Here is a 23,626-nt window from a genome sequence, read left to right as displayed (position 1 = left end):
ACAACAGCCGTCGAACATGGTTAACTTATTGATTTTAAGTTGAGGAGTTACATCTCGGTCAAAATAGACAAAATGGTGGTGAGTTTATTTTCTAACTCGACCCACTCTTTATCGGCCTCTGAACCTGCAACTATACCAGCACCAGCAAATAGGTTGATGCGGCCAGGCTCGATAAGCGCACTGCGAATAGCTACCGCAAATTCACTTTCGTGCTTGTTGAAGTAGCCACAAGCGCCAGCGTACCAGCCTCTAACGTAACCCTCTTGCTGACGAATAAAGTTCATTGCAGGCTCTTTTGGCAATCCACCAACGGCAGGAGTCGGGTGCAATGCCTGAATCACCTGAAAATCATTAACACCGGCTTTAAGCTCAGCGCGAATTGAGCGGTGCAGATGCTGAATGTGGCTTAGCTTAAATACGGTTGGGGTCTCTTCGGCGCCCACATAGTTACTCAGCGGGTTAAGTACATCGACGATATGCTGCCTAACCAGCTGATTCTCATGGCTGTTCTTGCTGTCATCTAGCAGGGCCTGAGCCAGTGCCTTGTCTTCTTCTTGGTTTAAGCCTCGCACTGTAGTGCCTGCAAGCGCTTCGGTAAACAGCTCTCGTTGGCGACGACGATACAAGCGCTCAGGTGTACATGAGATAAAAGCGCTATCTGGGCTAAATTGAAAACCAAACTGAAAGCTAGTCGGATTACGGCCCTGCCAGCAGGCGAGCAGCATCCATGGATCCACCTCTTCATTTATCTCAAGTTGGGTCAAGCGAGATAAAACAACCTTAGGCGTATCTTCGATAAATTTAGGGTGAGTGACACGGTTAACCAGCTCGTTCCAGCGGTATTTATCGGGTCTATCACTGCGGCCCATTAGTGCCACTTTATTGGGTGGAGATAGTGGCTTAGGCGAGTCTAATTTTTGCAGTGACGCTAATGCCTGCTCAATCTCATCGGCAAAGTCGTTATCGCTAAAGTTGAGATTGACCAATAGTCGAAATTCGTTGCCACTGCGGCGTAGTTCGATACGAGGCAACACGAAGTGGGCTTTACCAAATTCAGGCCAGCTTTCATTGCGGCGATCGAATGCAACCCCACCGTAATAGCGGATCTCTTGATTGCTGGAGAGTGATCTCTGTTTTTGGTATTCGGCGGCGAGTTCTATGTCATCGACATCATCGCCAAAGAAAAAGTCCTTACAGCAGCCGATGGCCGCAACTTCTTCTTCGGTATCGCGTCCCTTCCAATAGACTCTCGGGTAGGTTGTTTGCGCCGATAACCAGGCAATAACCGGGATCGGTGACACCACCACAGACAGCTGCGCAATCGGGTCGCTGTTTGGTTGGAGAGTAAAGGATTTGATTTTGTCGGTTAAAGACTTAATAGCTTGAGGCAGCAAGGGGATGGTCAATAAGAACTCCAAACAAATATCATAAGGGCTTGCTTAGAGGAGCTGCCTCTAATTGGGATATACCCATCGCACATTGGTAATAAGAATCTTTACCACAAAGTAATAGTCTGTGAATGGAGTGTCAAGTTGATTACTCCGCCTGTGTGAACTCTCACTGACTATTTAATCGACATGCTTTTGATTTAACCAACTCAAATCCAATTATTAACTATCACTGAGTTTTATCCATTATTGCTCTAAGCCAAATATGTGAGATCAATTGGCCCTTTTGTCCTTTTAGGATATCTGGTGGGTCATTTTGTCGCGCGGCAGGTGCTGATTCCTTTCCCATTGTCCTAATTAGTCGATCTAAGTTCGTTTTATCGTTTTATCTGCTTGAGTGTTGACGGTGGCTTTTTAAAAATACCGCAAAAATATCGTTAGGATGATGAGATTCAATGAAAAAACAACAAAAAGTACTGAAAATATCCACCTTAGCGTTGGCGATGAGCATGGTTTATCAAGTTCAAGCTGATGATTTAGAAAGAGACCCAATTCTTGATGTGGCGGAAGTGATTGTGGTGCACGGTGAACGTGCCTCAGTGACAGAAGCTGCAACCACTCACTGGAGTCTAGACGAAGAAGAAATTAAAGCGTCTGGTGCCCAGAGCCTAGATCAAATCCTTAAAAATGTGCCTGGGATCTACGTCAGAACTGGCGGTCAAGGCACACCACGTGTCGATATTCGAGGCTTTAAGGCTCGCCATGTTATTTACCTAATTAACGGTGTACCTGCAAACGATGCAGAAGATGGCCAGTTTGACCCAAGCTTGATCCCAACGGCTCAAATCGCCTCGATTGAAGTTTCTGTTGGGCCGTCATCTGTACTTTATGGCCCAGGTGGTGCGGGTGGTGTGATTAATATCATTACTAAGCAAGGCGATAACGCCCCCGCAATTTCTGGTCGTTTAGAAGCCGCAGAGGACAATACCTTTAACGGCGATATTAGTGCTGCAGGCAGCGGTGATAATTGGCAAGGTTTGGTTAATTACTCACGCCAGCAGACTGATGGCTGGCCTATGTCTAGCGATTATAAAGATACCGAATATCAGCAAGGTGATACGCGTGAAAACGCCGATAAGACCCTGAACAACTTCTATGCTCAGGGCAGCTATCTGATTAACGACAATACTCAGCTAATGGCGAATATGAGTGTCCGTGATGGTGAGTGGGGCAAGCCAAGCCGTGATGGTCGTGGTACCGGTAGTGTGAAGTTTGAACGTGTTGATGACTATGACTCTAAAACGTTCCAGTTAGGTGTTGCTCATAAATTTAATGACATGTTCACTTTGCGCGGTTTTGGTTATCACAACCAAAGTGACGTATTAGAGACTCAATATAAAGATAAAACCTATCAGGCGATTAAGGCTCAGCAACAGGGCCGCTCAACTGTTCAAGGCGCTAATTTACAGTTTATCTCTAACTTCGATGACGCGGGCATATTAACCACAGCGTTGATCGCAGAAAAGCAAAGCTGGGAATCGTACGCAGTTAACGCTAATGATGCAGCGGTATTTAGTGGTGGCAATGGCACTGGCGGCGGCAACGGCGGTGGTTCTGGTGGCGGCAACGGCGGTGGTTCTGGTGGCGGTAACGGCGGTGGTACTGGTGGCGAAAGCGGCGGTGGTACTGGTGGCGGAAACGGTGGTGGTTCAGGCGGCGGCAACGGTGGTGGTACTGGCGGTGGTAACGGCGACGGTAACTTCGATGATTCATCTTGGTTGTATACCGCAGCATTAGAGTACCAATATCAAGCCGATAATTATGGCGTGACACTGGGTGGTGCGTTCCATGATCAAGACCGTCTAAATGAATCTGAAAATGACTACTCGGGACAATTGTCGGGTTACTGGCAAGCGCTAGAAGATACTCGCATTAATATGGGTATTGCACGTAAGGTGCGTTTCCCATCTATGCGTAACTTATACGCGCAGTCATCGGGTAATGTCGATCTACAAGCCGAGACGTCACAACACTATGAACTTGGCCTATTGCAGCAACTTGGGTACTCGACTGAGTTAAATCTAGCTGGTTATTACACTGACGCCGAAGACTACATAGCTAAAGACCTCGATGGCGTATACCAGAATATGGGGCGTTATGCCTTTAAGGGCGTGGATCTACAGTTAGAAAATAACAGCTTCGATAATCTTTCTATGACAGTGTCTTACAGCTTCTTAGATACCGAAGATAAGAGCGCTGAAGAAACGATGCAGACTTTGGAATACCGCCCTAAGCATCAGGTGCGTTTCCAAGCTGAATATACCTTGCCATTCGAAATGCGAGTTAACTTAAATGTTGAGCGCATCATGGATCAGGTTTACTACGCGCAGCAGAAAGTATCTGGTCAGAATATGTTAGTTGAGCAGCAGCTAGATGATTACACCTTAGTTGACCTTAATCTGGTTCAGCCGCTTATGGGTGACAATTTAGAGCTTTACCTGCGTGCAACTAACTTACTCGATGAGAATTACGATCAGAGTGAAGCATTGCCGCAAGCGGGCCGTCAGGTATTTATCGGCATTAACTGGCAGATCTAGGTCTTTCGGGGATTAATATGAAACTCATAGCGCTAGAAAGGATTCATTTTGGCTATGGATTTAACCAAAGCGAGATCTTGGACGATCTCAATTTGGTTGTTAATCCGGGAGAATGCCACTGCATCAACGGACCAACAGGCTCGGGGAAATCCAGCTTATTGCATCTACTTGCAGGGGAGCTGTCTCGGCCTTATGAGGGGGATGTATATCGTCATCCCTCATTGTTGGTCGGTTTGGTTATGCAAGATCCCAATGTACAGATTTTACGTCAAAGCGTGGGAGCTGAAATTGCCTTCGCCTTGGAAAACCTTGGCATAGCTGCCGACTCTATGGTTGAAAAGGTGCAGGATTCACTACGACGAGTTGGCTTATATATCAGCCTAGACACGCCTGTTGAGGTGTTGTCGTTAGGGCAGAAGTATCGGCTGATGTTAGCGGCGCAGTTGGTGTTTAAGCCATCGCTGTTGCTACTCGATGAGCCTTGGGCTCAGCTCGATGACAATGGCGTGCGTGAACTGCATACCGTGCTCGCGTCCTTACTCGAAGAGGGGGTTGCCATCGTCATGGTCGAGCATAACCCTAGCGCTTTTGCAGACTTAGTTAATTACCTTTGGTATTTGAAAGATGGGCGCTTAGAAAATGGTCACTTAGAAGGTGGCAACATTAAAGCGGGCTCAGTTAAGCAATTTGACGCTGAACTCGATCTAAATAGTCGTCTTAATATTAAACGTCGACCCCGAAACCATAGTGGTGAGAGTTTAGTTAAAATCCTGCCGCATCATTTTAGATTCGTTGATCAAGATTGTCTGTTCGATTGTGTCGAGCCTTTGTCTCTGTATAGCGGTGAAATCGTGGCGCTAGTCGGTGACAATGGCACGGGCAAGACGAGCTTGCTTAAAACCTTAGCTGGCATTCAGGCAAACATCCCCACTTTTCCGATAACCTTGTTAGGTAAGCGCCCGCAACTGGGGATCTATGGTGCCGACCTAGGCTTATTGATGCAGCGCCCGAACCGTCAGCTATTTGAACAAAGCGTATTGGCCGAGCTGCAGTTTAGTTTAAAGCGCTTTAAGTTACCGCTTAGTCATGCAGAGCTGATTTTACATAAGCTAGGTCTGACACATCTGGCAGAGTGTTCACCGCATAAGCTGTCTTATGGTCAGCAACATACTATCGCCTTGGCATCTCTAGTTTGCCTGCAGCCTAAAGTCTTGTTACTCGACGACCCCTTTGCAGGTCTCGATAAGCAACATGTAGAAAAAGTGGTGCAGTTGCTGCAGCAACTGAGTGCACAAGGCTGCGCCATCTTGCTCACGAGTCATCGTGAGATCCCTTTTCTTGAGGTTGACCGCTATTGGCTAATTGAGTCAGGGCAGCTCACAGATGGTGCCCGAGTGATAGAGCAATCGAATGTGGGCTAAAGGTCGTGCGCGTCAAGGTGTTCGCTCAGCTACTGGGTTGTTAAGTGCTACGCAATATTGCGCCTTGGCTTTAGTACTTAGCTTAGTGTTATCCAGTAGTGCTTTCTTCCTGCCAGATAATGCCTTAGCCGGGTTAATTGCACTGGATCTACTGTTAGTCATTCATGGACTGTATTTAAAAAACAACATAAGTGCACTTTTAAAACTGGGGCTCGCGCAGTTAGCGCTAACCTTGCCTCTTTATTATCTGCTACATGGCGAAGCCAAGCTGTTTGAAGGCGTCATTGTGGTATTGCGGGTATTTCTGGCCATGCTACCAGGTTGGTGGCTGTCGAGCACCCAGAGCCCTGAGCGGTTAGGAGAGGTGTTGAGCTGGGGCTTACCTGCCAAGTGGGCATTTGTTATTGCCGCCTCCATCGGCTTATTGCCGTATATGCTGCAAGAAACCAAAGAAATTTACGCAATTCAGTGCTTACGCGGAGCCAATATCACTCCTAAAGCACTCCGCAATCCCAAGAACTGGCCGGAGCTGGTTTATTGCGTGTTGTTACCAGTACTTATCCAACTGCTCAAGCTATCTAAGCAGATGGCAAAGGCAGCTAAGTTACGTCATTTCGGCAAAGTAAATAAGCCAACTCATTGGCCATCAACAAGAGAGGATAAATGAAATCTCCATTCGATCTGCAAGACGCATTGTTTATTGGTTTTTGCGCCACGTTACTGGTGGTGATCAAAAGCATGTTACGGCTCAAGCTTGGCATAAGTGGCCACTCGATGTTTTTAATGACCTTTTTTTATCTGATTTGCTACGGCGCTGTCGGGCGAATCGGTGCGATAACCGCCTGTGGTTTATTGGCGGGTTTAGTCGCCATGATGCTCAGTGTCGGCAAGGGCGGCCCGATGATCTTGCTTAAGTTCGGCTTACCAGCGATGGCGATGGATCTCGCTTTACTGTGTATGGCCGGGCTATTTAGCTTGCGTTGGCAGAGCATTATCTTGGCTTTGGTCGCTTGCTTGGCCTGGGCTGGCAAAGGCTGGATAGGCAATTTACTCGCTGGTATGAGTGGTCAGGTGGCGCTGGCACAGTTTGGGCTGAGCTTTTTGCAGGGCGGTGCCTTTGCCATTGCGGCAGCATTACTGGTCCCCACGGTATTGAAACGGCTACATGCCCATGATCTGCTGCATAGAAGTGAGTTTGATAACAATAAATAGTGTGACGTTAAAGACCGACATACAGCACGAATAAAAGCTAATAATAGATAAGGGTTATAGATGAAAACTTGGTTGATATGCATTGATGATACCGACGATATTGGTACTAAAGGCACCGGAGAAATTGCCGAAGAGATCGCGGCAAAGCTCGCCCCCGTTACACAGATTGCTGATAAGCATTCATTCGTCAATCGCTTAGTGACTCGGCATCAGCTCTTTGTGCATCCGGATATTCCTTATACTTCACACAATAGCGCCATGTGTTTTGAGGTTGAAACAGCATTGGATTTCGATGAGATCAAGGCGATCTGCATTGGCCATCTTAAGCAAGAGTCGGCTGCGGCGTCAGATCCTGGGCTGGCCATTTTAGATCTTGATTCTGATTACGATATTCAGCGTTTAATCGCTTTCGGTCAGCAAGCTAAAGTGGAAGTAAAAACCAAGGTGCAGGCTTATGAATTAGCAGAGCATCTAGCTATCGATCTGAGTGAGCATGGCGGCACCGGGCAGGGAGTGATAGGGGCTCTGGCAGGACTGGGTTTGCGCTTGAGCGGCCAAGATGGCCGAGTAAAGGGCCAGTTTAAGCTTGCAGGGTTGCAAAGTGAGTCAGAAGAAGTGCAAATGTCAGTCGCTGAAGTCTTGGCTATTACAGGGTTACAGGCGGTGATCTCAGTTGACGGAGAGAAGCTGGCTGGCGATCAGTTGTTGACCCTCAAAGATAAGATTAAGGCAGTATATACCCAGTACCAGTTTGCACTCTTGGTCAGCCAAGAATGTGGCAGCTGGTGTAATGCAACTAAGCAGCAATTAAAACCCTACTAGCTATCTAGCCAACAGCTTTTACCTATTTAAGGCGGATAAAGGAGTGAATATGCAACAGTGGTTTACTCAGGTCGATGACCTATGGCAATTTAATTTTGGCGTAGAAGATTACTTGGCCGCACGTGAGGCTGCAGCAAGTTGTCAGCAGTTTTGTAGCGATGATGAAGACGAACATACAGATAATGTCCAGCGCTCTTGTTATAACTGTATGTACCGTCGTTGGCAGCCTGCTAGCTTTCAGTGTTACCAAGCCCGCGGCAAAGCATAGTGCCATTGGGGTTAATTAATTGTGTTATTTATTGGCTTTTGCGGCGCATTTGTTGTGCATTAGCGAATATTAATTAACTTTGTCTATGGTGATTTAACAGCCCAAAGAATAGAATAGCCGACTTCCTACAGGAAATAATAAGATGGACTTTGTTGACACAGAGTCACAACATCATAACTCTGTGAGTGAGACAGTGGCTTGGTTGCTACTGTCATTTAGGCTAAGTTATCCGGGGACCTAAGAGATAATGGGTGATTCAATTGAATCAAGCAGCTTAATAAGAATACCAGTCTCCAAGCTGAAGATTGGTATGTTTGTTGAGGCCATCGACAAAAATAAGAGTCTAGTTAACATCGCAAATGCGGGACAAATTCGCAGCGCCGAAGCCATATTAAAACTGCATAAGAGTCATGTCACTCATGTGTGGGTTAATGGCGAACGCTCACTGCCGGAACTGGGTTTAGCTAAAGTCGTATCGACGCCTAAGCCCGTGGCAAGAAAAGTGAATGTTGAGCGAGCAACGACTCAGAAACAAGCTAAAGAGCTAATGGTTGAGGCAAAAGATCTCATCCAAAAAGTACTGTCTGAAACGTTCGAGGGTAAGGCTGTAGAGGTTGAGCCCTTCGAGGCGTTAGCCGACAACATGATTGAGTCTGTCATGCTCGATGCCGATGCACTAAAATGTGTTTCAGCCCTACGTTCCAAAGATGCCTATCTATTAGAACACTCAATCAATGTGGCGTTCTTACTTATCACCTTTGGCCGTTACCTTAAGTTTGATGCTGACATGCTGCGTCAAATGGCGATTGGCGGCATTTTACATGACATAGGTAAGATTAAGGTCGACAGCGAGATTTTAAATAAGCCAAGTAAGCTAACTGCAGAAGAGTTTGAACACGTTAAGTTGCACCAAACTTATGCGGTTGAGATTATGGGGCAGACTAAAGGCCTGTCTCAAATCAGTAAAGACATTAGCCTAATGCACCACGAGAAACTTGATGGCAACGGCTACCCTCTCGGTCTCAAGGGTGATGAAATCCCTATTCATGGTCGCATGAGTTGTATCGTCGATATCTTTGATGCCTTAACCGCCACACGTTGCTATAAAGAGGCCATGAGCCCTGCGGCCGCCTTTAAAATCTTATTAAGCCTGACCCCTCACCACTTAGATCAACAGCTGGTTTACGAGTTTATCCGCTGTATCGGTGTCTATCCGGCAGGCTCATTAGTTCAACTGTCTGATGGCCGCATCGGTATTGTGTGGGAATCGAAAGGACGAGACGTGCTACACCCTAAGGTGAAGTGTTTCTATTCGCTAAAACATAAATGCTATACCAAGGTGGAGATTGTCGATCTGCTCAGATCTTCATTGAATATAGAAAAAGGCATTTCTCCAAGCAGTCTAGAGATCGATCCTACGCCTTTCTACTAAGCCTTCTCTATCACGATTGCCTATCATCACAATACAGCGCTGAGTCTCACTCGGCGCTTTTTTGTATCGCTATATTCGAGATAAAGCAAAGACGGTAAAGCAAAGACATTCTGCTGGGCTGGCTTTATGCTTTTCCTAGCAGCCAACTTGTTGGCGTCCTCGTAGGTACGCAGTAGCGTTCTAGAAGCGAACTTGAGAGCGCTCTATATTTAGAGGAATATTTCTCTCATTTATCCCCAAAGCTTGAGCTGGCTCTATTTTTGATGAACGGAAGGGGTTTTAGGTTAATTATCATTGAATTAATCCGTTTTAGTGCAGACTAAGTCAGCACAAGAACTTGAGATTGATGGGGATAAAATGCAACGTAGACAGTTTATAAAGGGAGCATCAGTGATGCTGGCCGCCAGTGCTATCACGCCAGCAGTGCAGGCTAAAACAAGCTCGCAGTCATTAGCCGCTGAAACACCATTCAGCGCAGGAAAATACCGCATACTGGCACTGGTATTTGATGACTATGAAACCTTAGATCTACATGGCCCAGTTGAGATGTTAGGCCATATGCCCAATACCGAGATTAAGCTGGTGGGCGCAAAGGAGATTATCAAAAGTTATCAGGGGCCAAGAGTGGTGGCGGACTGTCTAACAACGGACACTTATGACTGCGATCTATTGCTTATCCCTGGTGGTTTAGGCACACGTAGCCTGATTAATGATCTGCAATTAAGGCAATGGCTAGTTGAACAGGTTAACCGTAGTCAGAGTGTATTTACTATTTGCACCGGTACGGCATTATTGGCGATGACATCAGTGCTTAATAACCGTAAAGCCACTACCAATAAAATGGCCTATGAGTGGGTGACATCGCTGAACGCTAACCCGAAATGGCAGCCTAAAGCGCGCTGGGTATTTGATGGTAAGTTCTTAACCTCATCGGGGGTTTCAGCCGGAACAGATGCAGCGCTGTTTTGGGTCAAACATCTGCATGGTGAGGCTGAAGCCAAACGTATTCAAACCCTAACCGAATATCAGTGGAATGATGACCCGAATAACGATCCTTACGCAGTAAGCTAACTGATACTGAATTAACAGCTTTATAAGTAAATCATCTAGCCTTAGCTGATATTGCTATTTATTAGTAATAAAGGTTCTTGGCGAGTCAATGAGTTAGTCACAATAATAGTCATACATTCAGCTTGCCAAAAAGGGGAGATTACATTGAATAACTGGCTAATATTATTGTGTTGTGTGGTGTTAATTACAGCCTCTTTGCTAACGAGCGGGCTCACTCGCGCCTTAATCGACTTAGGCGCTTTTAGCTGCTTGCTTGGTTTACTATTTTGGCGAAACAATGACAAAAAACAGCGCTCATAGGCGCTGTTTTTATATAGGCTATATCGCGAAATGAGAGTCCTGATAGTTAGTGGCTTTCATTTTCTGAATGCTGGTAGCAATTAGAACTAAGTACGCTACTAATAATCACTTCAGCTAGTTCAGCAACAGAATATAAGCCAGTGAGCTACTGGCTATCGCTACCCACAGCAGTACACCTAAAATCAGCGGCTTTCGCCCAGTCGATTTCATTTTTTGGATGGTGATCCCCGCACCAATCAAGAATAGACACACCACCAATAAGCGTTTGGATACTTCAAACACCGCTTCATATACCACTTGCCCCTGAGGTACCCAATGGGCAATGGCAATCGCTAAGCAATAAAAGCCGATAAAGTAGGGGATAGCCATCTTATTCTTATCGCCTTTGAACAGCATGGCGCTGATCAGTGCGATAGGGATAATCCACAGCGCGCGTGCAAGCTTAATGGTGGTTGCTGTTGTCAGTGATTCGCTGCCGTAGGCTGAAGCCGCGCCGACGACTGATGAAGTGTCGTGAATTGCAATTGCGCTCCACACGCCAAAGTCATGTTGGCTCATAGATAGCGCATGGCCGATGGCCGGGAACACAAACAGTGCAATTGAGTTAAGAATAAATACTGTGGCCAATGCAATGGCAGTTTGTTCGCTGTTAGCTTTAATCGCAGGTGACACCGCGGCAATAGCGCTACCGCCACAAATTGCGGTGCCCGAGGCAATCAGGTGTCCGGTTTTATGATCTAACTTGAGCATTCGGGTTAGGGCAAAGCCTAAGATCAGAGTCAGTACAATTGAGCCCAGAATAAGCGGCAGGTTTTGCAAGCTGATACTAACGGCAGCATCTAATTGAATACCAAAACCTAAACCCACAATCGAGTAGGCTAACAGCTTCTTAGTCAGTGCTCCAAGGTGTACTTGATCTGGTGCCCAGCCAATGCTGGCTAGGGTAAATCCTAAAATAAGCGCCACAGGTGATGACACCATAGGCAGCAGGCAGATAAGTGCTGCAACAATAAAGGCTGCTAAATGGATTTTATTCCTAGGTTGGTGCTGATTGTGGTTTTGATTCTGGATTTTAGCGGTCATCAAATAAGGCTGCAGAAAATTGCGGGTCAGCCTTGAAGTATAGCGTTAGCCTTTATTTTAATAAATTAAATAGTGCTGACAGTTAGCGTCAATAGAATTGAAGGGTGAGGATAGGTGCTAGGAAAAGATAGATCCTAGGTACGAGGTCCTAGGTAAAGCTAAGAAGTTCCGTGGGGCAGCTTTTGATGTGCTGTTATGCTTTTCCTAGTAGCCAACTTGTTGGCGTCCTCGCTGGTGCGTAGCACCGTCCTAGAAGCGAGCTTGCGAGCGCCCTAGAATCTAGGACGTAGTCCGTCCTTTGTTTTAAAAACAAAAAAGCCACTATGTAAGTGGCTTTCTAGGGTATTAAGTCTAAGACTTATTTAGCAGTGCTGTGCATGCCTTCCCAAACGATTTGACGGTAACGGTCTGGATTGGTGTCGCCTTCAGTGCTGAATAGCATGATAACCGCGTCTTGGTCTAGACCAAGCTGGGTGCGGTATTCGCTGTACTCTTCACGGCTAGCTAGCATGTAAAGTAGGCCTAGAGTTAGTGCACCTGACTCGCCGCTAACGACTTTAGTATCGCCAGCTAGTGGGTTACCTAGTACGCGCATACCAGTCGCAGTCACTTCGTCTTCAACTGATGCGAAGAAGCTGCTGCACTGCTTTAGGATAGGCCAAGTTACTGGGTTAGGCTCGCCACATGCAAGACCGGCCATGATAGAGTTTAGCTCGCCAGTAACGGCAACCATTTCGCCTTTAATACCTGAATTGTAGATACAATCCGCTTTTGCAGGCTCAGCAATAATAGTCTTGAAGTTAGCTGCGCCAACTTTGTCAGCAAAGTAACCTAACAGGCCGCCAGCCATTGCGCCAACACCAGCTTGTAGCATTAGGTGAGTCGGCTTAAGACCCATAGCTTCAACTTGCTCTTGCGCTTCAACAGCCATAGTCATATAGCCTTGCGAGATCCAAGTTGGGATCTTGTCGTAACCTTCCCAAGCGGTATCTTGTACTAGCATCCAACCGTTTTCAGAAGCGGTTTGGTTAGCAATACGTACAGTGTCGTCGTAGTTACAATCAGTAACGATACACTCAGCACCTAGATTTTTAATGCGAGTTACGCTTGCTTGAGATGAACCCTTTGGCATGTAAACAACAGCCTTTTGACCCATTTCACGTGCAGCCCAAGCTACACCAGTACCATGGTTACCAGCAGTTGCAGTAGCGAAAACTAATGGCGCGCTTAGCTTAGCGGCAACAGTTTTCATATCAATTTCACTGATATCTACATTTAAGTGCTCAGCAAGTTGCTTACCTAATGCGTAAGAACCGCCTAATACTTTAAAAGCATTTAGACCGAAACGGTAAGATTCGTCTTTAACCAGAATCGCTTTAACGCCTAGGCGCGCCGCAAGCTGCTCTAAAGAGACCAGCGGTGTTGGCTGGTAAGCTTCGATCTGCTGGTGGAATTGACGAGTTTGTTCAGCGACTTGAGCTGTAAAAAGTTCAGAAGTCTCGCCGTTAAAGAAATCATTTTGAGTCAGCTTTAGCATGGTAACCACTATAAATTTTTGAACAAGAAGGGCTGCTGTCCATTAAACCCATTATGGAAAAATGGACAGTCAGACTGACTTAAATTAGCCGTTAATGGCCAAATTTAAGTTATTTGATGAAAGCGATCGCTTCCACTTCTACTAGTGCGTCTTTTGGAAGACGAGCAGCTTGTACACATGAGCGAGCAGGAGCCGCTTCAGTACCGAATACTTCAGTGTACACTTCGTTAAATACTGCGAAGTCTTCCATGTTAGCTAGGAAACAAGTTGTTTTAAGTACAGTGTCAGTACCTGCGCCAGCTTGCTCTAGAACAGCTTTAAGGTTCTTTAGAGATTGGTAAGCTTGCTCTTTAACGCCGCCTTCAACGAAAGCCATAGTCACTGGATCAAGCGGTAGCTGACCAGAGGTGAATACTAACTTGTCGAAAGCAAGAGCTTGAGAGTATGGACCAATTGCAGCTGGAGCATTTTCAGTATGGATTACAGTTTTCATAGCGTTGTTATCTCGATAATTAGGATTTAAATTCACGGATGTACTTGTACACCGCATGCTTGGTAATGCTTAAATGGTTAGCAACTATGTTAGTTGCTTCTTTCAATTCAAAGATGCCGTTATCAAACAACACCTTAGTAATAGCTTTGTTGCGGCCTTTTAGGTTAACGCTAGAGTCTGCTTCAACCTCAGTTACCGCGTGGTTTAACGCTTGTTCAACCACATCTCCAGCCGATGCGCTGAAGTTTTCAGTCATATCAAAACTGTGATGCTGGGTTGTATCTGGCATCAGGGTTTTGATGATCTCTGGGAACGGGTATGACAAATTCATGTTGACGCAAAACATGCCAATTGGTTTGCCTTTCTCGCCCTGTAATATGCAGGTGCTCGACTTCAACATCTCGCCACCTTTGTTATTACTGAAATAACTCTTAGGCGTTAGCTCACCAGTTTGTTCGTACTGGCGCAGCATCTTTAAGCCTAAGTCGGTAATTGGCGAGCCCACTTCACGGCCGGTATGGTGGCCATTCACAATCTTTACCACTGACTGTTCAAAGCTTTCTAAAGAATGGATCACGACTTCACAGTGAGGACCTATTAGATCGGCCATGCTTTCGGCTAAATGGAAATAGCCTTGCAGTAGCTGACGATCTCTAGGTGTAAATTCCGTTTTATATGCCTGTTCTGCCGCTTTAATCATTTTTAGATTACTTTTGTGAACTATAGATGCCGTTATTGTCAACTTTTTAGCTTATCAATACAAGCATTGAATCAACTTTATGTAACTATGGGACGTTTTTTTGCGGTTTTAAGCAAGTTAAATTTAACTATGGTTTAAAATATTTGACTTTGGTCATGATTTTTTTGTTTAACAGCAGATCCTGAGTTAACAGATTTTGACTATGAGATATTCGTCACATTTTTAAATTCAGCAAACAGTATGATGCGCACCAAGTTAACGATAGTTGACTAAAACAGATTTCCGGTCACTTTAGTGACCTTTTGGCAAATAGGCCAGTTGTGTGGATGTGGAGATAAAAATGAAAAGCATATTACAGCGTGGATTTACAACAGCTGAATTTGAAATGCGTGCAACTAAAGCACAGCAAAAAATGCGTGAGCTAGAAGTAGACGCGATTTTGTTAACTACCGAGCCTAACGTACGTTACTTTTCAGGCTTCCACACCCAGTTCTGGCACAGCCCGACTCGTCCATGGTTCCTAATCCTTCCTGCAGAAGGTAAGCCAATTGCAGTTATCCCTGAAATCGGCGCAAGCGGCATGGCAGGCACTTGGGTTGAAGATATCCACACTTGGGCTTCACCACGTCCAGATGACGACGGTATCAGCATCGTAGCTAGCGTACTTAACAGCTTACCTGCACGCTTTGGCCGTGTTGGTGCAACGCTAGGTATTGAGTCTCACCTACGTATGCCAGTCGCTAACTACCTACAGTTAACTACTTTAGTAAGCAAAGAATTCGTTGACGTATCTCTAGCTATCCACGAGCTACGCCAAGTTAAGTCAGTTGCTGAAATCGACAAGGTTCGCGAAATCTGTCGTATCACTAACGTGGGCTTCGACAAGATCCCTGGTTACGCAAAAGCCGGTATGACTGAGCGTGAAATCTGTAAGCAGTTCGGTATCGACATGCTGATGGAAGGCGCTGATGAATGTCCATACATCATCGCAGGTTCAGGCCAAGACGGTTACGACAGCATCATCATGGGTCCAACTGACCGCGTGATCGAAGATGGCGACGTACTAATCATCGACACCGGTGCAGTACGTGACGGTTACTTCTCAGATTTTGACCGTAACTGGGCATTTGGCCACGCAAGTGAGCAAACCAAAGCCGCTTACCGCGCAACTTACGAAGCAACCACTATGGGCTTTGAAGCTGCACGCCCAGGTAACACCACTTCAGACATCTACAACGCAATGTGGAAAGTACTAGAAGCTAACGGTGCACTAGGTAACGACGTAGGTCGTCTAGGTCACGGTCTAGGTATCGAGCTAACTGAGCGTCCATCAAACACGGCAACAGACAACACAGTATTAGTGCCAGGCATGGTAATGACTCTAGAGCCAGGCATGGTTTACGCACCAGGCAAGTCTATGGTTCACGAAGAAAACATCGTGATCACCGAGAACGGTGCAGAGTGGTTAAGCAAGCGCGCTGAACCAGAACTATTGATTATCAAATAACTTAATATAGCCATTGATGTCTCCAAAAGGAGCTGGGGACATCATTACTGAAGAGCATCTCATTATGATGAGTTTTGAAGCCTTTACCTCGTTTGAACAGCCGCTTGAGCATAAGCAGGCACCAAGAATTAACCGCGTACATATCGGTCTAGTGCAATTAAGCACAGACCACAGTCTAGAAATGGATTGGGCTAAGTTACTCGGCACTCAAGCTGGCGTGTTTAGTTCTCGCGTGTACTACTCAAGCGAAATGACTCCTGAAGCACTTGATAAAATCGCTAGCGGAATCGTTGAAGCATCTGACTTGATTGCTACTGGTTTGCCAATGGATGTAATGGCATTTGGCTGCACATCAGCTTCAATCATTATCGGCGAAGAGAAAGTAGCGGGCCTACTGACTCAAAACCGTGGTGATATTCCTGCTACCAACCCATGGACAGCGGCTAAAGCATCATTCAAACACTTGAATGCAAAGAAAATTGCCGTGTTCTCTCCATACCCAACTAGCGTTAACTACCCACTGTACCAGCAGTTAACTGATGCAGATTTTGACGTAGTAACACTAGGTTCACTTGGTATCGAACGTGATACCGACATCACCCTAGTAGCTAAAGAATCTATGTTCGAAGCACTTGAGCAGATGCTAAAAGATTCTGATGCAGAATTAGTATTTATGTCATGCACTAACTTACGTGTACTCGATTATATCGAAGAGATCGAAGCCAAATTCGGCATCCCAGTGGTATGCAGCAACTCTGCAATGTTCTGGCATGCAATGCACCTAACCGGCAACGTGGCTCAATGCCCAGGTTACGGCAAATTACTTAATAATCAAACAGCTTAAGCTGTTGACTACCGATACAAAATTGTTGGAAGAATAATAATGACTAATACACAAAAAGGTTGGATGGCTGCAATTTTCGTAGGTCTACTTTGGGGTATTCCGTGGATTGTTGGTACACCAATTCTTGAGGTGATGGATCCTCAAGTACTTGTTTGGTTACGTTACACTGTTGCATTTATTACACTAGGTTTGATTTTCAACATCGGTCTTGCAACTGGCAAGATGACTAAGAAAGCCGATTTCAAACTTAACTGGGAAAACCGTAAGGACATCTTCTGGGCTGCATGTTGCGGTATCATTGGTCAAGGTTCTTTCAGCTTCCTATCATTCCTGTCTTTGGATTATATTACTGCCTCTGAAAACGGCGTGATCCAAGGTTTGATCCCAATCCTAATCTTGAGTGTTGGTTTCCTACGTCACGGTGAGCGTTTCACTGTAATGCAAATCATGTGTGCACTAGGTGCTTTCCTAGGTGTGGCGATTCTAGTGATGGACCCACAGTCTGAAACACAAGGCTTCAACATTGGTCACCTAATCTGTTTCGGCTCAGCAGCAAGCTTTGCAACCATGGCTTACGCTCGTGCCAAACTAGCTGACAAGTACGGTTCAGTTGCGACTATGTTCCACCAGTTTGTATTCGCTGCACTAGGTTTTGGTTTGTACCTGCTAGTTGTAGGCGCTGACTTTAGCTCTGCATTGAACGTATTCAGCTCGCCACTACGTATTCTTTGTATCGTTATCTTAGGTGTGTGTATCTCTGGTATGAGCTACCTAGTTTACATCTATGGTATGGAGCGTGTAGGTGTTGACGGTACCGGTATGGCGCTAAACCTAATGCCACTATCTTCATTCATCCTAGCGGTATTTGCTCTAGGTGAGCAGGTAACACCAATGCGCTTGATTGCTATCGCAGTGGTAATTACTTCGATGATTGCCTTCATGAAGTTGGGTAACAAGAACAAGGCAAAAGCGGAAGAAGTTGAAGCTGAGCTGCCAGTTGCACCTAAGCCATGTCGCAGCCAGTAACTGAGTATTCAGTTAGCAAATTAAATTAATTTTTATCACCGGTGACCTAGTCACCGGTTTGTTGTTATAAAGAGAAAAGCATATGAATATCGAACAGAAAGTTATTGAGTGGCGTCATCACATTCACCAGCACCCAGAGTTTGGTACCCAAGAGCACGAGACTGCAGCATTTGTAGCAGCTAAACTAGAAGAGTTTGGCATTGAAGTGCACACTGGCATCGGCGGCACTGGCGTTGTAGGTATTTTAAAGTGTGGCGATAGCGACCGTTCAATTGGTCTACGTGCTGACATGGACGCCCTACATATTCATGAAGAAAACACTTTCGATTACGCATCAGTAAACGAAGGCGCAATGCACGCTTGTGGTCACGACGGTCACACGGCAATGCTACTGGCTGCTGCTCACGAGCTTGCACAAACTAAAAACTTTGATGGTACGGTTTACTTCATCTTCCAACCAGATGAAGAGCGTGGCACTGGCGCTAAAGCGATGATCGCTGACGGCCTATTCACTCGCTGGAAAATCGACGGCGTGTACGCGATGCATAACCTACCGGGTATTGAAGCTGGTCACTTTGTGACTCGCCCACACTCAGTAATGGCAAGCGAAAGTAGCTTCGAAATCGAAGTACTGGCTACTGGCGGCCACGCGGCAATGCCACACATGGGTACCGACCCAATCGTGGTTGGCGCGCAAATCGTCACTGCAATTCAAACTATCGTATCGCGTAACCTAAGCGCGATTGACGAAACAGCAGTTATTTCGGTAACTGAGTTCGCTACAAACGGTACAGTTAACGTTATCCCAACTAAAGTGACTATCACAGGTGATACTCGTAGCTTTACTGATATCGCGTTAAACAAGATTGAAAAAGCCCTTGAGCGTGTTGTAGCAGGTCAGTGTATGTCTGCAGGCGTTGATTACACTTACAAGTTTAACAACAGCTTCTTATCAACTATCAACACCCCAGCTGAAACAGCATATGCTGTTCGCGCTGCTGAAACAGTGGTTGGCGAAGATAAAGTTAACGGCAGCTGTCAGCCGTTCACTATCAGTGAAGACTTCTCGTTCATGCTACGTGAAGCACCAGGTTGTTATATCCTAGTGGGTAACGGTGCTGGCTGTGGTTGTGGTAGCGTGGCGTTACACAAGCCAACTTACGACTTTAACGACAATATCTTGGTATCTGGTCTGAGATACTGGCAGACGCTTGTTGAACAGTGTTTGGCTAAGTAATTAGCACATGAGTTAACTGAGTTTGAGTTTTGCCTCAAACGAGGTCGATATAGAAGGCTATGAGCTTAGGTTCATAGCCTTTTTTGTTGCTTGGTTTTTGCGCCAAGGGGATTAATTTTATTCTAGGAATAATAGCTAACTAACTATGAGAGAGTAAGTTAACTCTTAGGTATGCTATGGCTGAATTCGAATTATTGTTGCTGGCTAAATTAGTAAATATGAAATTTTTTCATTATTAGAAGTATTGCAGAACATGTTTTTTAAGATAGAGTGTTGCGAAATTGTTGTGAGTTGTTTCAGTGTGTTTCAAAAGCAACTTTTGAATAGTTTAATTACATGGAAGTGATATGTCAGGGTTATTTCGTCAGCAGGCCGTCGAGGCGCAAAAACAAAAGTTACATGGAGATGTGTCGTTGGCTCAGCCAATAAGTATCTATGTGTCTGCTACTATTTTGCTTTGTATTATTATAGCCATTATCTTTTTCCTGTCTTTTTCTCATTACGCCCGTAAAGAAACCGTTCGTGGTTATTTGGTGCCTGATAAAGGCTTAATTAAAACTTATGCTAATCGCAGTGGCAATATCGATGTCTTACATGTGTCTGAAGGTGACATAATTAAAAAAGGCTCGCCATTAGCAACAATTGTATTAAGTCGCAGCATGCTTTCAGGTGAAGAACTGAGTGAGTCGTTAATAGATGAACTTAAGCTACAGCTGACTTTATTAACGACCGAGCAAAGAGTTAACCAATCTTTATTGGCAAAAGAGACCCAACGTCTAAAAAACGCTATTACTGATAATAAGAAAGCATTAAATGTGTCTGTAAAATTAGAGACTTTATTAACTGAAAAGTTGGCGTTGCAACTTAAGCAACAGGCCCAGCATCAAAAGCTGTTTGATGATGGTTATTTATCGACACTAGATTACCAATCTCAGCAACAAAAGTTAATCACAGTAAGACAAGAGATAGAAAACCTTAAGTCTAACCAAGTACAAATACAAAGCCAGCTTAATGACGCACTGTCTGAATTAGATATATTACCGAGTCAATTTTCGCTTAAAGACGGTGATATTGAAAGACGTCGCTCGGAGCTTAAGCGCCAAATAGATGAAACAGAAAACAGCTACCGCTTTGTTATCCGTGCCGCTGAAGCCGGAACCGTTGCTTCTATTCAAGTTGTCGAGGGCGAGTTTATTGCTACAAATCGCCCATTAATGAGCCTTATCCCTCAAGGAGCACAGTTGGTCGCTGAGCTGCTGCTTCCGACCCGTAGCGCAGGTTTTGTTAAAACAGGCGATGAAGCAAGGCTACGTTTTGATGCTTTTCCCTATCAACGTTTTGGGTTTTTAGAAAGCCGTGTTTCTCGCATCGATAAAGCGCTACTGCTTGATGGTGAGGCTAAAGTGCCCGTTGCGCTATCTGAACCAGTATACCGCATTCGAACCCAGCTATCTAAGCAAGACATGTTGGCTTATGGCGATAGCTTCCCTTTAAAAAGCGGCATGTTACTCGAAGCTGATATTGTGCTTGATAGACGTAGTTTGTTGGATTGGTTACTTGATCCAATCTATAGCTTGCAAGGGAGGGTTGGCTAATGGTGGCTAAGTCTACAGATAGCATCAATCCTCCATCGGATCCTATTGAGCTGCTAGAGTTTTCGGGTAAAAAGCGTGTGCCACTCATTTTGCAGGCCGAAATGGCTGAGTGCGGCCTTGCTTGTGTGGCAATGATTGCTAGCTTTCATGGTCACAAGCTAGATATGGCGGCGTTAAGAAAGCGCTTTACCGCAGATTTGAAGGGCATGAACTTACAGCAGCTTATTACGCTCAGTGACAGTATGGGGCTAGCTAGTCGAGCGCTTAAATGCCCAATAGAAGAGGTCGGTAAACTGTCTTTGCCTTGCGTGCTGCACTGGGATATGAATCATTTTGTGGTGCTCACCGGTGTTACAAAATCTAGCGTTACAATAAATGACCCTGCTTTAGGTAAAAGAAAGTTAACTCTAAAAGAGTTCACCGAGCATTTTACTGGTATTGCGCTAGAACTTACGCCAACAAAAGGCTTTCAGCAGCAAGATGAGCGTCAGCAGATGCGATTATCGCAGCTGTGGAGCAAAATGACCGGGTTAACTAAAACCTTAGTCACCCTATTTGTGTTATCGATTTTGCTGCAAGTTTTCGCCCTAGTCACGCCTTACTACATGCAGTGGGTGGTCGATGAAGTATTGATTAGCCACGATAAACCCCTTTTAGTGGTGCTCGCCATCGGCTTTGGCTTATTAGCCATAATCAATGTGGTAACGACAGGTGTTCGCAGCTGGTTAGTACTGAGAGTCTCAAGCTTACTCAATATGCAAATGGGTGTGAACTTATTGCAGCACCTGTTAAAACTACCAATGAGCTATTTCGAGAAGCGCCACATTGGTGATTTAGTATCACGCTTTGGCTCGTTAGCTCAGGTGCGTGAACGCCTAACAACAGGCCTCGTGGAAACAGTGGTTGATGGTGTTATGTCAATTGCCGTGCTAATCATGATGTTAGTTTATAGTGTAAAACTAACGTTAGTCGTAGTTGCTGCTATTGCCATATACGCGATATTGCGACTGGCACTGTATCGACCATTACACCGCGCCACGGAAGAGTCGATTCAAGCCAGTGCTAAAGAGCAGACTAACTTTTTAGAGAATATTCGCGGTATACAAACCATCAAGCTATTCACCTGCGAGCCACAAAGACAAAGTGTGTGGCAAAACCTCTATAGCGAAGTGATAAACGCAGATATTCGCCTAGGCAAGCTCAATATTAGCTTTGATGCCGCCAATAAACTGCTATTTGGTATTGAGAACATTATCGTTGTTTACCTAGCAGCAACCATTGTGATGAGTGGTGGCTTGACCATTGGTATGGTTTTGGCCTTTATCGCTTACAAAAACCAATTAACAGAACGTTTTGCCAGCTTGATTGAACAGCTTATCTTGTTCCGAATGCTGCGCCTACACCTTGACCGCATTTCAGATATAGCCTTGCATGAGCAAGAAGCGAATCGTGATAGCAAGCTGCAACTCAATAACGTGGCCGGTAAGCTAACGCTCGAGGGAGTGAGTTACCGTTATGCAGATAACGAACCAGATGTGGTTAACAATGTGTCGTTAACCATCAATGCTAACGAGTCGGTTGCCATTGTGGGCGAATCGGGCTGCGGTAAAACCACCTTAGTGAAATTGATGTTAGGGCTATTAACCCCCACCAAAGGGCGCATCTTACTCGATGGTCAAGACATCACTCAAATCGGTTTAACTCAGTACCGTCAGCAAATAGCTGCGGTGATGCAAGATGACACGCTCTTATCCGGCTCTATCGCCGACAACTTAACCTTCTTTGACCCAGAGCCGAATTATTTGCGTATGCAGCAATGTGCACAATTAGCTGCAATAGAGCACGACATTAGTAAGATGACCATGGGTTATAACACGCTAGTGGGGGACATGGGCAGTCAATTTTCTGGTGGGCAAGTGCAGCGGCTATTACTCGCTAGAGCTTTGTATCAGCAACCAAGCTTGCTGTTTATGGATGAGGCGACTAGCCATCTGGATATCGACAATGAAGCCAAAATCAGCGAGCAAATTAAACAGCTTAATATGACCCGAGTCATCATTGCGCACCGACCAGAAACCATAAAGCAAGCACAGCGAATCGTCGAGATGCACCAGGGGAAGGTGTATACGCCCGAAGAAATGCAGCAATTAGCGCAAGGTGCGCAATAGCACATCTAAAGGGGAAAAGAATTTTAAACGATGGGGTATTTGGCTCAAAAAGAGCGAAATATTGTATCGGTTAAAAGCAAGGACGAGGCAACTTTAGCGGGAAACCGCGCCCTTGGTCAGTCGCTTAAGGCTTAGTAACTCTTATCGAGTCATTAAGCTCTTAGGCAAACATAACGTTAAACAGTTTAAATTAAGGAAGATATTATGCAAAGTCTAATTAATAAAGAGTTTGAAATGGAAGAGCTAACATTGAGTGAGATTGAGCAGGTTAATGGGGGGGGCGAGTTGGCTTAATCCGTATTGCGCTTGCGGCGGCATCAGCGCTGTTATCTTCAGATGGTACATGGGAATATAATGACGGTAATCACCGTACGTCTAATAAACTATAGGTAAGGGGGGATTTATGAAAGAATTATCAAAAGCAGAAATCAAGCTGGTGAAGGGTGGCGGATTGCCATTTATTGTTGCAGCGGGTATTCACCTTGCAGGGCAAGCGGCGGCTATTTATGGTACATATCGTTTAGCTAAAAAACTAAGTTAGTAGAACAATATTTTTGAATAAATGTTCCTTCCTCCGATGAGGGAACATTTATAAGGAGAGCAGTTATCCTTGAAGTTATTTTACTTTTTGTAATGCTTTTTTATCAAGTGATTCAATCGTTTTTTATATTGTCTTATGAGATTGGTAGGAGCATTTTTTCGCTGGCGGGGATAAAGTTTCCTGCTTATGAATTCGCGTCATTAAAAGAGAGGATTTGCCCGCCTGTTTTATTGGCTTTGCTTGTAATATTATGCTTTATTTTAATATGAAAAAAGATGTTTATACTTTATCGGTAACAGTGGGAATTATCACTGCCCTGCTTTCTCTATTGATAATTTGGCTTCTTGATTATTTTTTTACACTTCAAATTGAAGACCATTATGA

The 23,626-nt window shown here is 45.1% G+C and carries 20 protein-coding genes; 15 read left to right on the top strand and 5 right to left on the bottom strand.

Annotated elements, in window-relative coordinates:
• Nucleotides 1–47: 47 nt before the first annotated feature.
• A complete protein-coding gene (locus tag K5Q73_RS05950; protein ID WP_220762362.1) occupies nt 48–1,406 on the bottom strand; it encodes an isochorismate synthase MenF in 1,359 nt (452 codons plus the stop codon).
• 437 nt (nt 1,407–1,843) lie between these two features.
• Between K5Q73_RS05950 and K5Q73_RS05945 the strand changes: the two genes are divergently transcribed.
• The 8 genes from K5Q73_RS05945 to K5Q73_RS05910 all read left to right on the top strand — a co-directional run bounded on the left by K5Q73_RS05945 (nt 1,844) and on the right by K5Q73_RS05910 (nt 10,211).
• Nucleotides 1,844–3,985: a TonB-dependent siderophore receptor gene (locus tag K5Q73_RS05945; RefSeq protein ID WP_220766134.1), complete on the top strand. Its 2,142-nt coding sequence runs from the start codon at nt 1,844–1,846 to the stop codon at nt 3,983–3,985.
• A gap of 17 nt (nt 3,986–4,002) precedes the next feature.
• On the top strand, nt 4,003–5,406 hold the full coding sequence (locus K5Q73_RS05940; RefSeq protein ID WP_220762364.1) for an ATP-binding cassette domain-containing protein: 1,404 nt from the start codon (nt 4,003–4,005) through the stop codon (nt 5,404–5,406).
• Entirely contained in the window at nt 5,396–6,073 is a 678-nt protein-coding gene (locus tag K5Q73_RS05935; protein ID WP_220762375.1) for an energy-coupling factor transporter transmembrane component T, read from the top strand. Before K5Q73_RS05940 ends, K5Q73_RS05935 begins: the two co-directional genes overlap by 11 nt.
• Complete coding sequence (locus K5Q73_RS05930) at nt 6,070–6,618, top strand: core component of ECF transporter (protein WP_220762377.1); 549 nt, start codon at nt 6,070–6,072, stop codon at nt 6,616–6,618. Before K5Q73_RS05935 ends, K5Q73_RS05930 begins: the two co-directional genes overlap by 4 nt.
• 60 nt (nt 6,619–6,678) lie before the next feature.
• Nucleotides 6,679–7,440, top strand: a complete 762-nt coding sequence (locus K5Q73_RS05925; RefSeq protein WP_220762379.1) for a DNA-binding protein — start codon at nt 6,679–6,681, stop codon at nt 7,438–7,440.
• Nucleotides 7,441–7,489: 49 nt separating this feature from the next.
• Entirely contained in the window at nt 7,490–7,708 is a 219-nt protein-coding gene (locus tag K5Q73_RS05920; protein WP_220762381.1) for a hypothetical protein, read from the top strand.
• A 247-nt stretch (nt 7,709–7,955) separates the two neighbouring features.
• On the top strand, nt 7,956–9,140 hold the full coding sequence (locus K5Q73_RS05915; RefSeq protein WP_220762384.1) for an HD-GYP domain-containing protein: 1,185 nt from the start codon (nt 7,956–7,958) through the stop codon (nt 9,138–9,140).
• A 357-nt stretch (nt 9,141–9,497) separates the two neighbouring features.
• Nucleotides 9,498–10,211: a DJ-1/PfpI family protein gene (locus tag K5Q73_RS05910; RefSeq protein ID WP_220762385.1), complete on the top strand. Its 714-nt coding sequence runs from the start codon at nt 9,498–9,500 to the stop codon at nt 10,209–10,211.
• Nucleotides 10,212–10,625: 414 nt separating this feature from the next.
• Here K5Q73_RS05910 and K5Q73_RS05905 read toward each other — a convergent pair whose 3' ends face one another.
• The 4 genes from K5Q73_RS05905 to K5Q73_RS05890 all read right to left on the bottom strand — a co-directional run bounded on the left by K5Q73_RS05905 (nt 10,626) and on the right by K5Q73_RS05890 (nt 14,324).
• The gene (locus K5Q73_RS05905; RefSeq protein WP_220762386.1) at nt 10,626–11,594 is read right to left on the bottom strand and encodes a YeiH family protein; all 969 of its coding nucleotides are present in this window, start codon (nt 11,592–11,594) and stop codon (nt 10,626–10,628) included.
• 358 nt (nt 11,595–11,952) lie between these two features.
• Nucleotides 11,953–13,131: a diaminopropionate ammonia-lyase gene (locus K5Q73_RS05900; RefSeq protein ID WP_220762388.1), complete on the bottom strand. Its 1,179-nt coding sequence runs from the start codon at nt 13,129–13,131 to the stop codon at nt 11,953–11,955.
• A gap of 109 nt (nt 13,132–13,240) precedes the next feature.
• Nucleotides 13,241–13,624 carry a RidA family protein gene (locus tag K5Q73_RS05895; RefSeq protein WP_012157267.1) on the bottom strand — a complete coding sequence of 128 codons (384 nt, stop codon included), beginning with the start codon at nt 13,622–13,624 and terminating at the stop codon, nt 13,241–13,243.
• A 19-nt stretch (nt 13,625–13,643) separates the two neighbouring features.
• Nucleotides 13,644–14,324 (bottom strand): transcriptional regulator, encoded by a 681-nt coding sequence (locus tag K5Q73_RS05890; protein WP_220762390.1) that lies wholly within the window; start codon nt 14,322–14,324, stop codon nt 13,644–13,646.
• A 340-nt stretch (nt 14,325–14,664) separates the two neighbouring features.
• On the opposite strand from K5Q73_RS05890, the gene K5Q73_RS05885 reads away from it, so the two are divergent.
• The 7 genes from K5Q73_RS05885 (at nt 14,665) to K5Q73_RS05855 (ending at nt 23,242) form a co-directional block, all read left to right on the top strand.
• Nucleotides 14,665–15,831 carry a Xaa-Pro peptidase family protein gene (locus tag K5Q73_RS05885; RefSeq protein WP_220762392.1) on the top strand — a complete coding sequence of 389 codons (1,167 nt, stop codon included), beginning with the start codon at nt 14,665–14,667 and terminating at the stop codon, nt 15,829–15,831.
• Between the two features lie 16 nt (nt 15,832–15,847).
• Nucleotides 15,848–16,675, top strand: coding sequence for an aspartate/glutamate racemase family protein (locus K5Q73_RS05880; RefSeq protein WP_259650775.1), 828 nt, complete (start codon nt 15,848–15,850; stop codon nt 16,673–16,675).
• A gap of 39 nt (nt 16,676–16,714) precedes the next feature.
• Nucleotides 16,715–17,701 carry a DMT family transporter gene (locus K5Q73_RS05875; RefSeq protein WP_220762399.1) on the top strand — a complete coding sequence of 329 codons (987 nt, stop codon included), beginning with the start codon at nt 16,715–16,717 and terminating at the stop codon, nt 17,699–17,701.
• An 82-nt stretch (nt 17,702–17,783) separates the two neighbouring features.
• Nucleotides 17,784–18,938: a M20 aminoacylase family protein gene (locus K5Q73_RS05870; RefSeq protein WP_220762401.1), complete on the top strand. Its 1,155-nt coding sequence runs from the start codon at nt 17,784–17,786 to the stop codon at nt 18,936–18,938.
• Between the two features lie 347 nt (nt 18,939–19,285).
• The gene (locus K5Q73_RS05865; RefSeq protein ID WP_220762403.1) at nt 19,286–20,533 is read left to right on the top strand and encodes an HlyD family efflux transporter periplasmic adaptor subunit; all 1,248 of its coding nucleotides are present in this window, start codon (nt 19,286–19,288) and stop codon (nt 20,531–20,533) included.
• Nucleotides 20,533–22,701 carry a peptidase domain-containing ABC transporter gene (locus K5Q73_RS05860; RefSeq protein ID WP_220762405.1) on the top strand — a complete coding sequence of 723 codons (2,169 nt, stop codon included), beginning with the start codon at nt 20,533–20,535 and terminating at the stop codon, nt 22,699–22,701. The genes K5Q73_RS05865 and K5Q73_RS05860 overlap by 1 nt, the downstream gene beginning before the upstream one ends.
• Before the next feature lie 403 nt (nt 22,702–23,104).
• Nucleotides 23,105–23,242, top strand: coding sequence for a class IIb bacteriocin, lactobin A/cerein 7B family (locus K5Q73_RS05855; protein ID WP_220762407.1), 138 nt, complete (start codon nt 23,105–23,107; stop codon nt 23,240–23,242).
• The last annotated feature ends 384 nt before the right edge of the window (nt 23,243–23,626 follow it).

Source organism: Shewanella sp. MBTL60-112-B2, from assembly GCF_019655055.1.
GTDB lineage: Bacteria > Pseudomonadota > Gammaproteobacteria > Enterobacterales > Shewanellaceae > Shewanella.
This window is presented reverse-complemented; position numbering and strand designations above follow the sequence as displayed.

Bases quoted from the DNA above. Each gene is read 5' to 3' on its own strand.
- K5Q73_RS05935 (WP_220762375.1), top strand. From the start codon at position 5,396: ATGTGGGCTAAAGGTCGTGCGCGTCAAGGTGTTCGCTCAGCTACTGGG.
- K5Q73_RS05910 (WP_220762385.1), top strand. From the start codon at position 9,498: ATGCAACGTAGACAGTTTATAAAGGGAGCATCAGTGATGCTGGCCGCC.
- K5Q73_RS05920 (WP_220762381.1), top strand. From the start codon at position 7,490: ATGCAACAGTGGTTTACTCAGGTCGATGACCTATGGCAATTTAATTTT.
- K5Q73_RS05900 (WP_220762388.1), bottom strand. From the start codon at position 13,131: ATGCTAAAGCTGACTCAAAATGATTTCTTTAACGGCGAGACTTCTGAA.
- K5Q73_RS05895 (WP_012157267.1), bottom strand. From the start codon at position 13,624: ATGAAAACTGTAATCCATACTGAAAATGCTCCAGCTGCAATTGGTCCA.
- K5Q73_RS05915 (WP_220762384.1), top strand. From the start codon at position 7,956: ATGGGTGATTCAATTGAATCAAGCAGCTTAATAAGAATACCAGTCTCC.
- K5Q73_RS05875 (WP_220762399.1), top strand. From the start codon at position 16,715: ATGACTAATACACAAAAAGGTTGGATGGCTGCAATTTTCGTAGGTCTA.
- K5Q73_RS05930 (WP_220762377.1), top strand. From the start codon at position 6,070: ATGAAATCTCCATTCGATCTGCAAGACGCATTGTTTATTGGTTTTTGC.
- K5Q73_RS05905 (WP_220762386.1), bottom strand. From the start codon at position 11,594: ATGACCGCTAAAATCCAGAATCAAAACCACAATCAGCACCAACCTAGG.
- K5Q73_RS05870 (WP_220762401.1), top strand. From the start codon at position 17,784: ATGAATATCGAACAGAAAGTTATTGAGTGGCGTCATCACATTCACCAG.
- K5Q73_RS05925 (WP_220762379.1), top strand. From the start codon at position 6,679: ATGAAAACTTGGTTGATATGCATTGATGATACCGACGATATTGGTACT.
- K5Q73_RS05865 (WP_220762403.1), top strand. From the start codon at position 19,286: ATGTCAGGGTTATTTCGTCAGCAGGCCGTCGAGGCGCAAAAACAAAAG.
- K5Q73_RS05890 (WP_220762390.1), bottom strand. From the start codon at position 14,324: ATGATTAAAGCGGCAGAACAGGCATATAAAACGGAATTTACACCTAGA.
- K5Q73_RS05940 (WP_220762364.1), top strand. From the start codon at position 4,003: ATGAAACTCATAGCGCTAGAAAGGATTCATTTTGGCTATGGATTTAAC.
- K5Q73_RS05885 (WP_220762392.1), top strand. From the start codon at position 14,665: ATGAAAAGCATATTACAGCGTGGATTTACAACAGCTGAATTTGAAATG.
- K5Q73_RS05880 (WP_259650775.1), top strand. From the start codon at position 15,848: ATGTCTCCAAAAGGAGCTGGGGACATCATTACTGAAGAGCATCTCATT.
- K5Q73_RS05860 (WP_220762405.1), top strand. From the start codon at position 20,533: ATGGTGGCTAAGTCTACAGATAGCATCAATCCTCCATCGGATCCTATT.
- K5Q73_RS05855 (WP_220762407.1), top strand. From the start codon at position 23,105: ATGAAAGAATTATCAAAAGCAGAAATCAAGCTGGTGAAGGGTGGCGGA.
- K5Q73_RS05945 (WP_220766134.1), top strand. From the start codon at position 1,844: ATGAAAAAACAACAAAAAGTACTGAAAATATCCACCTTAGCGTTGGCG.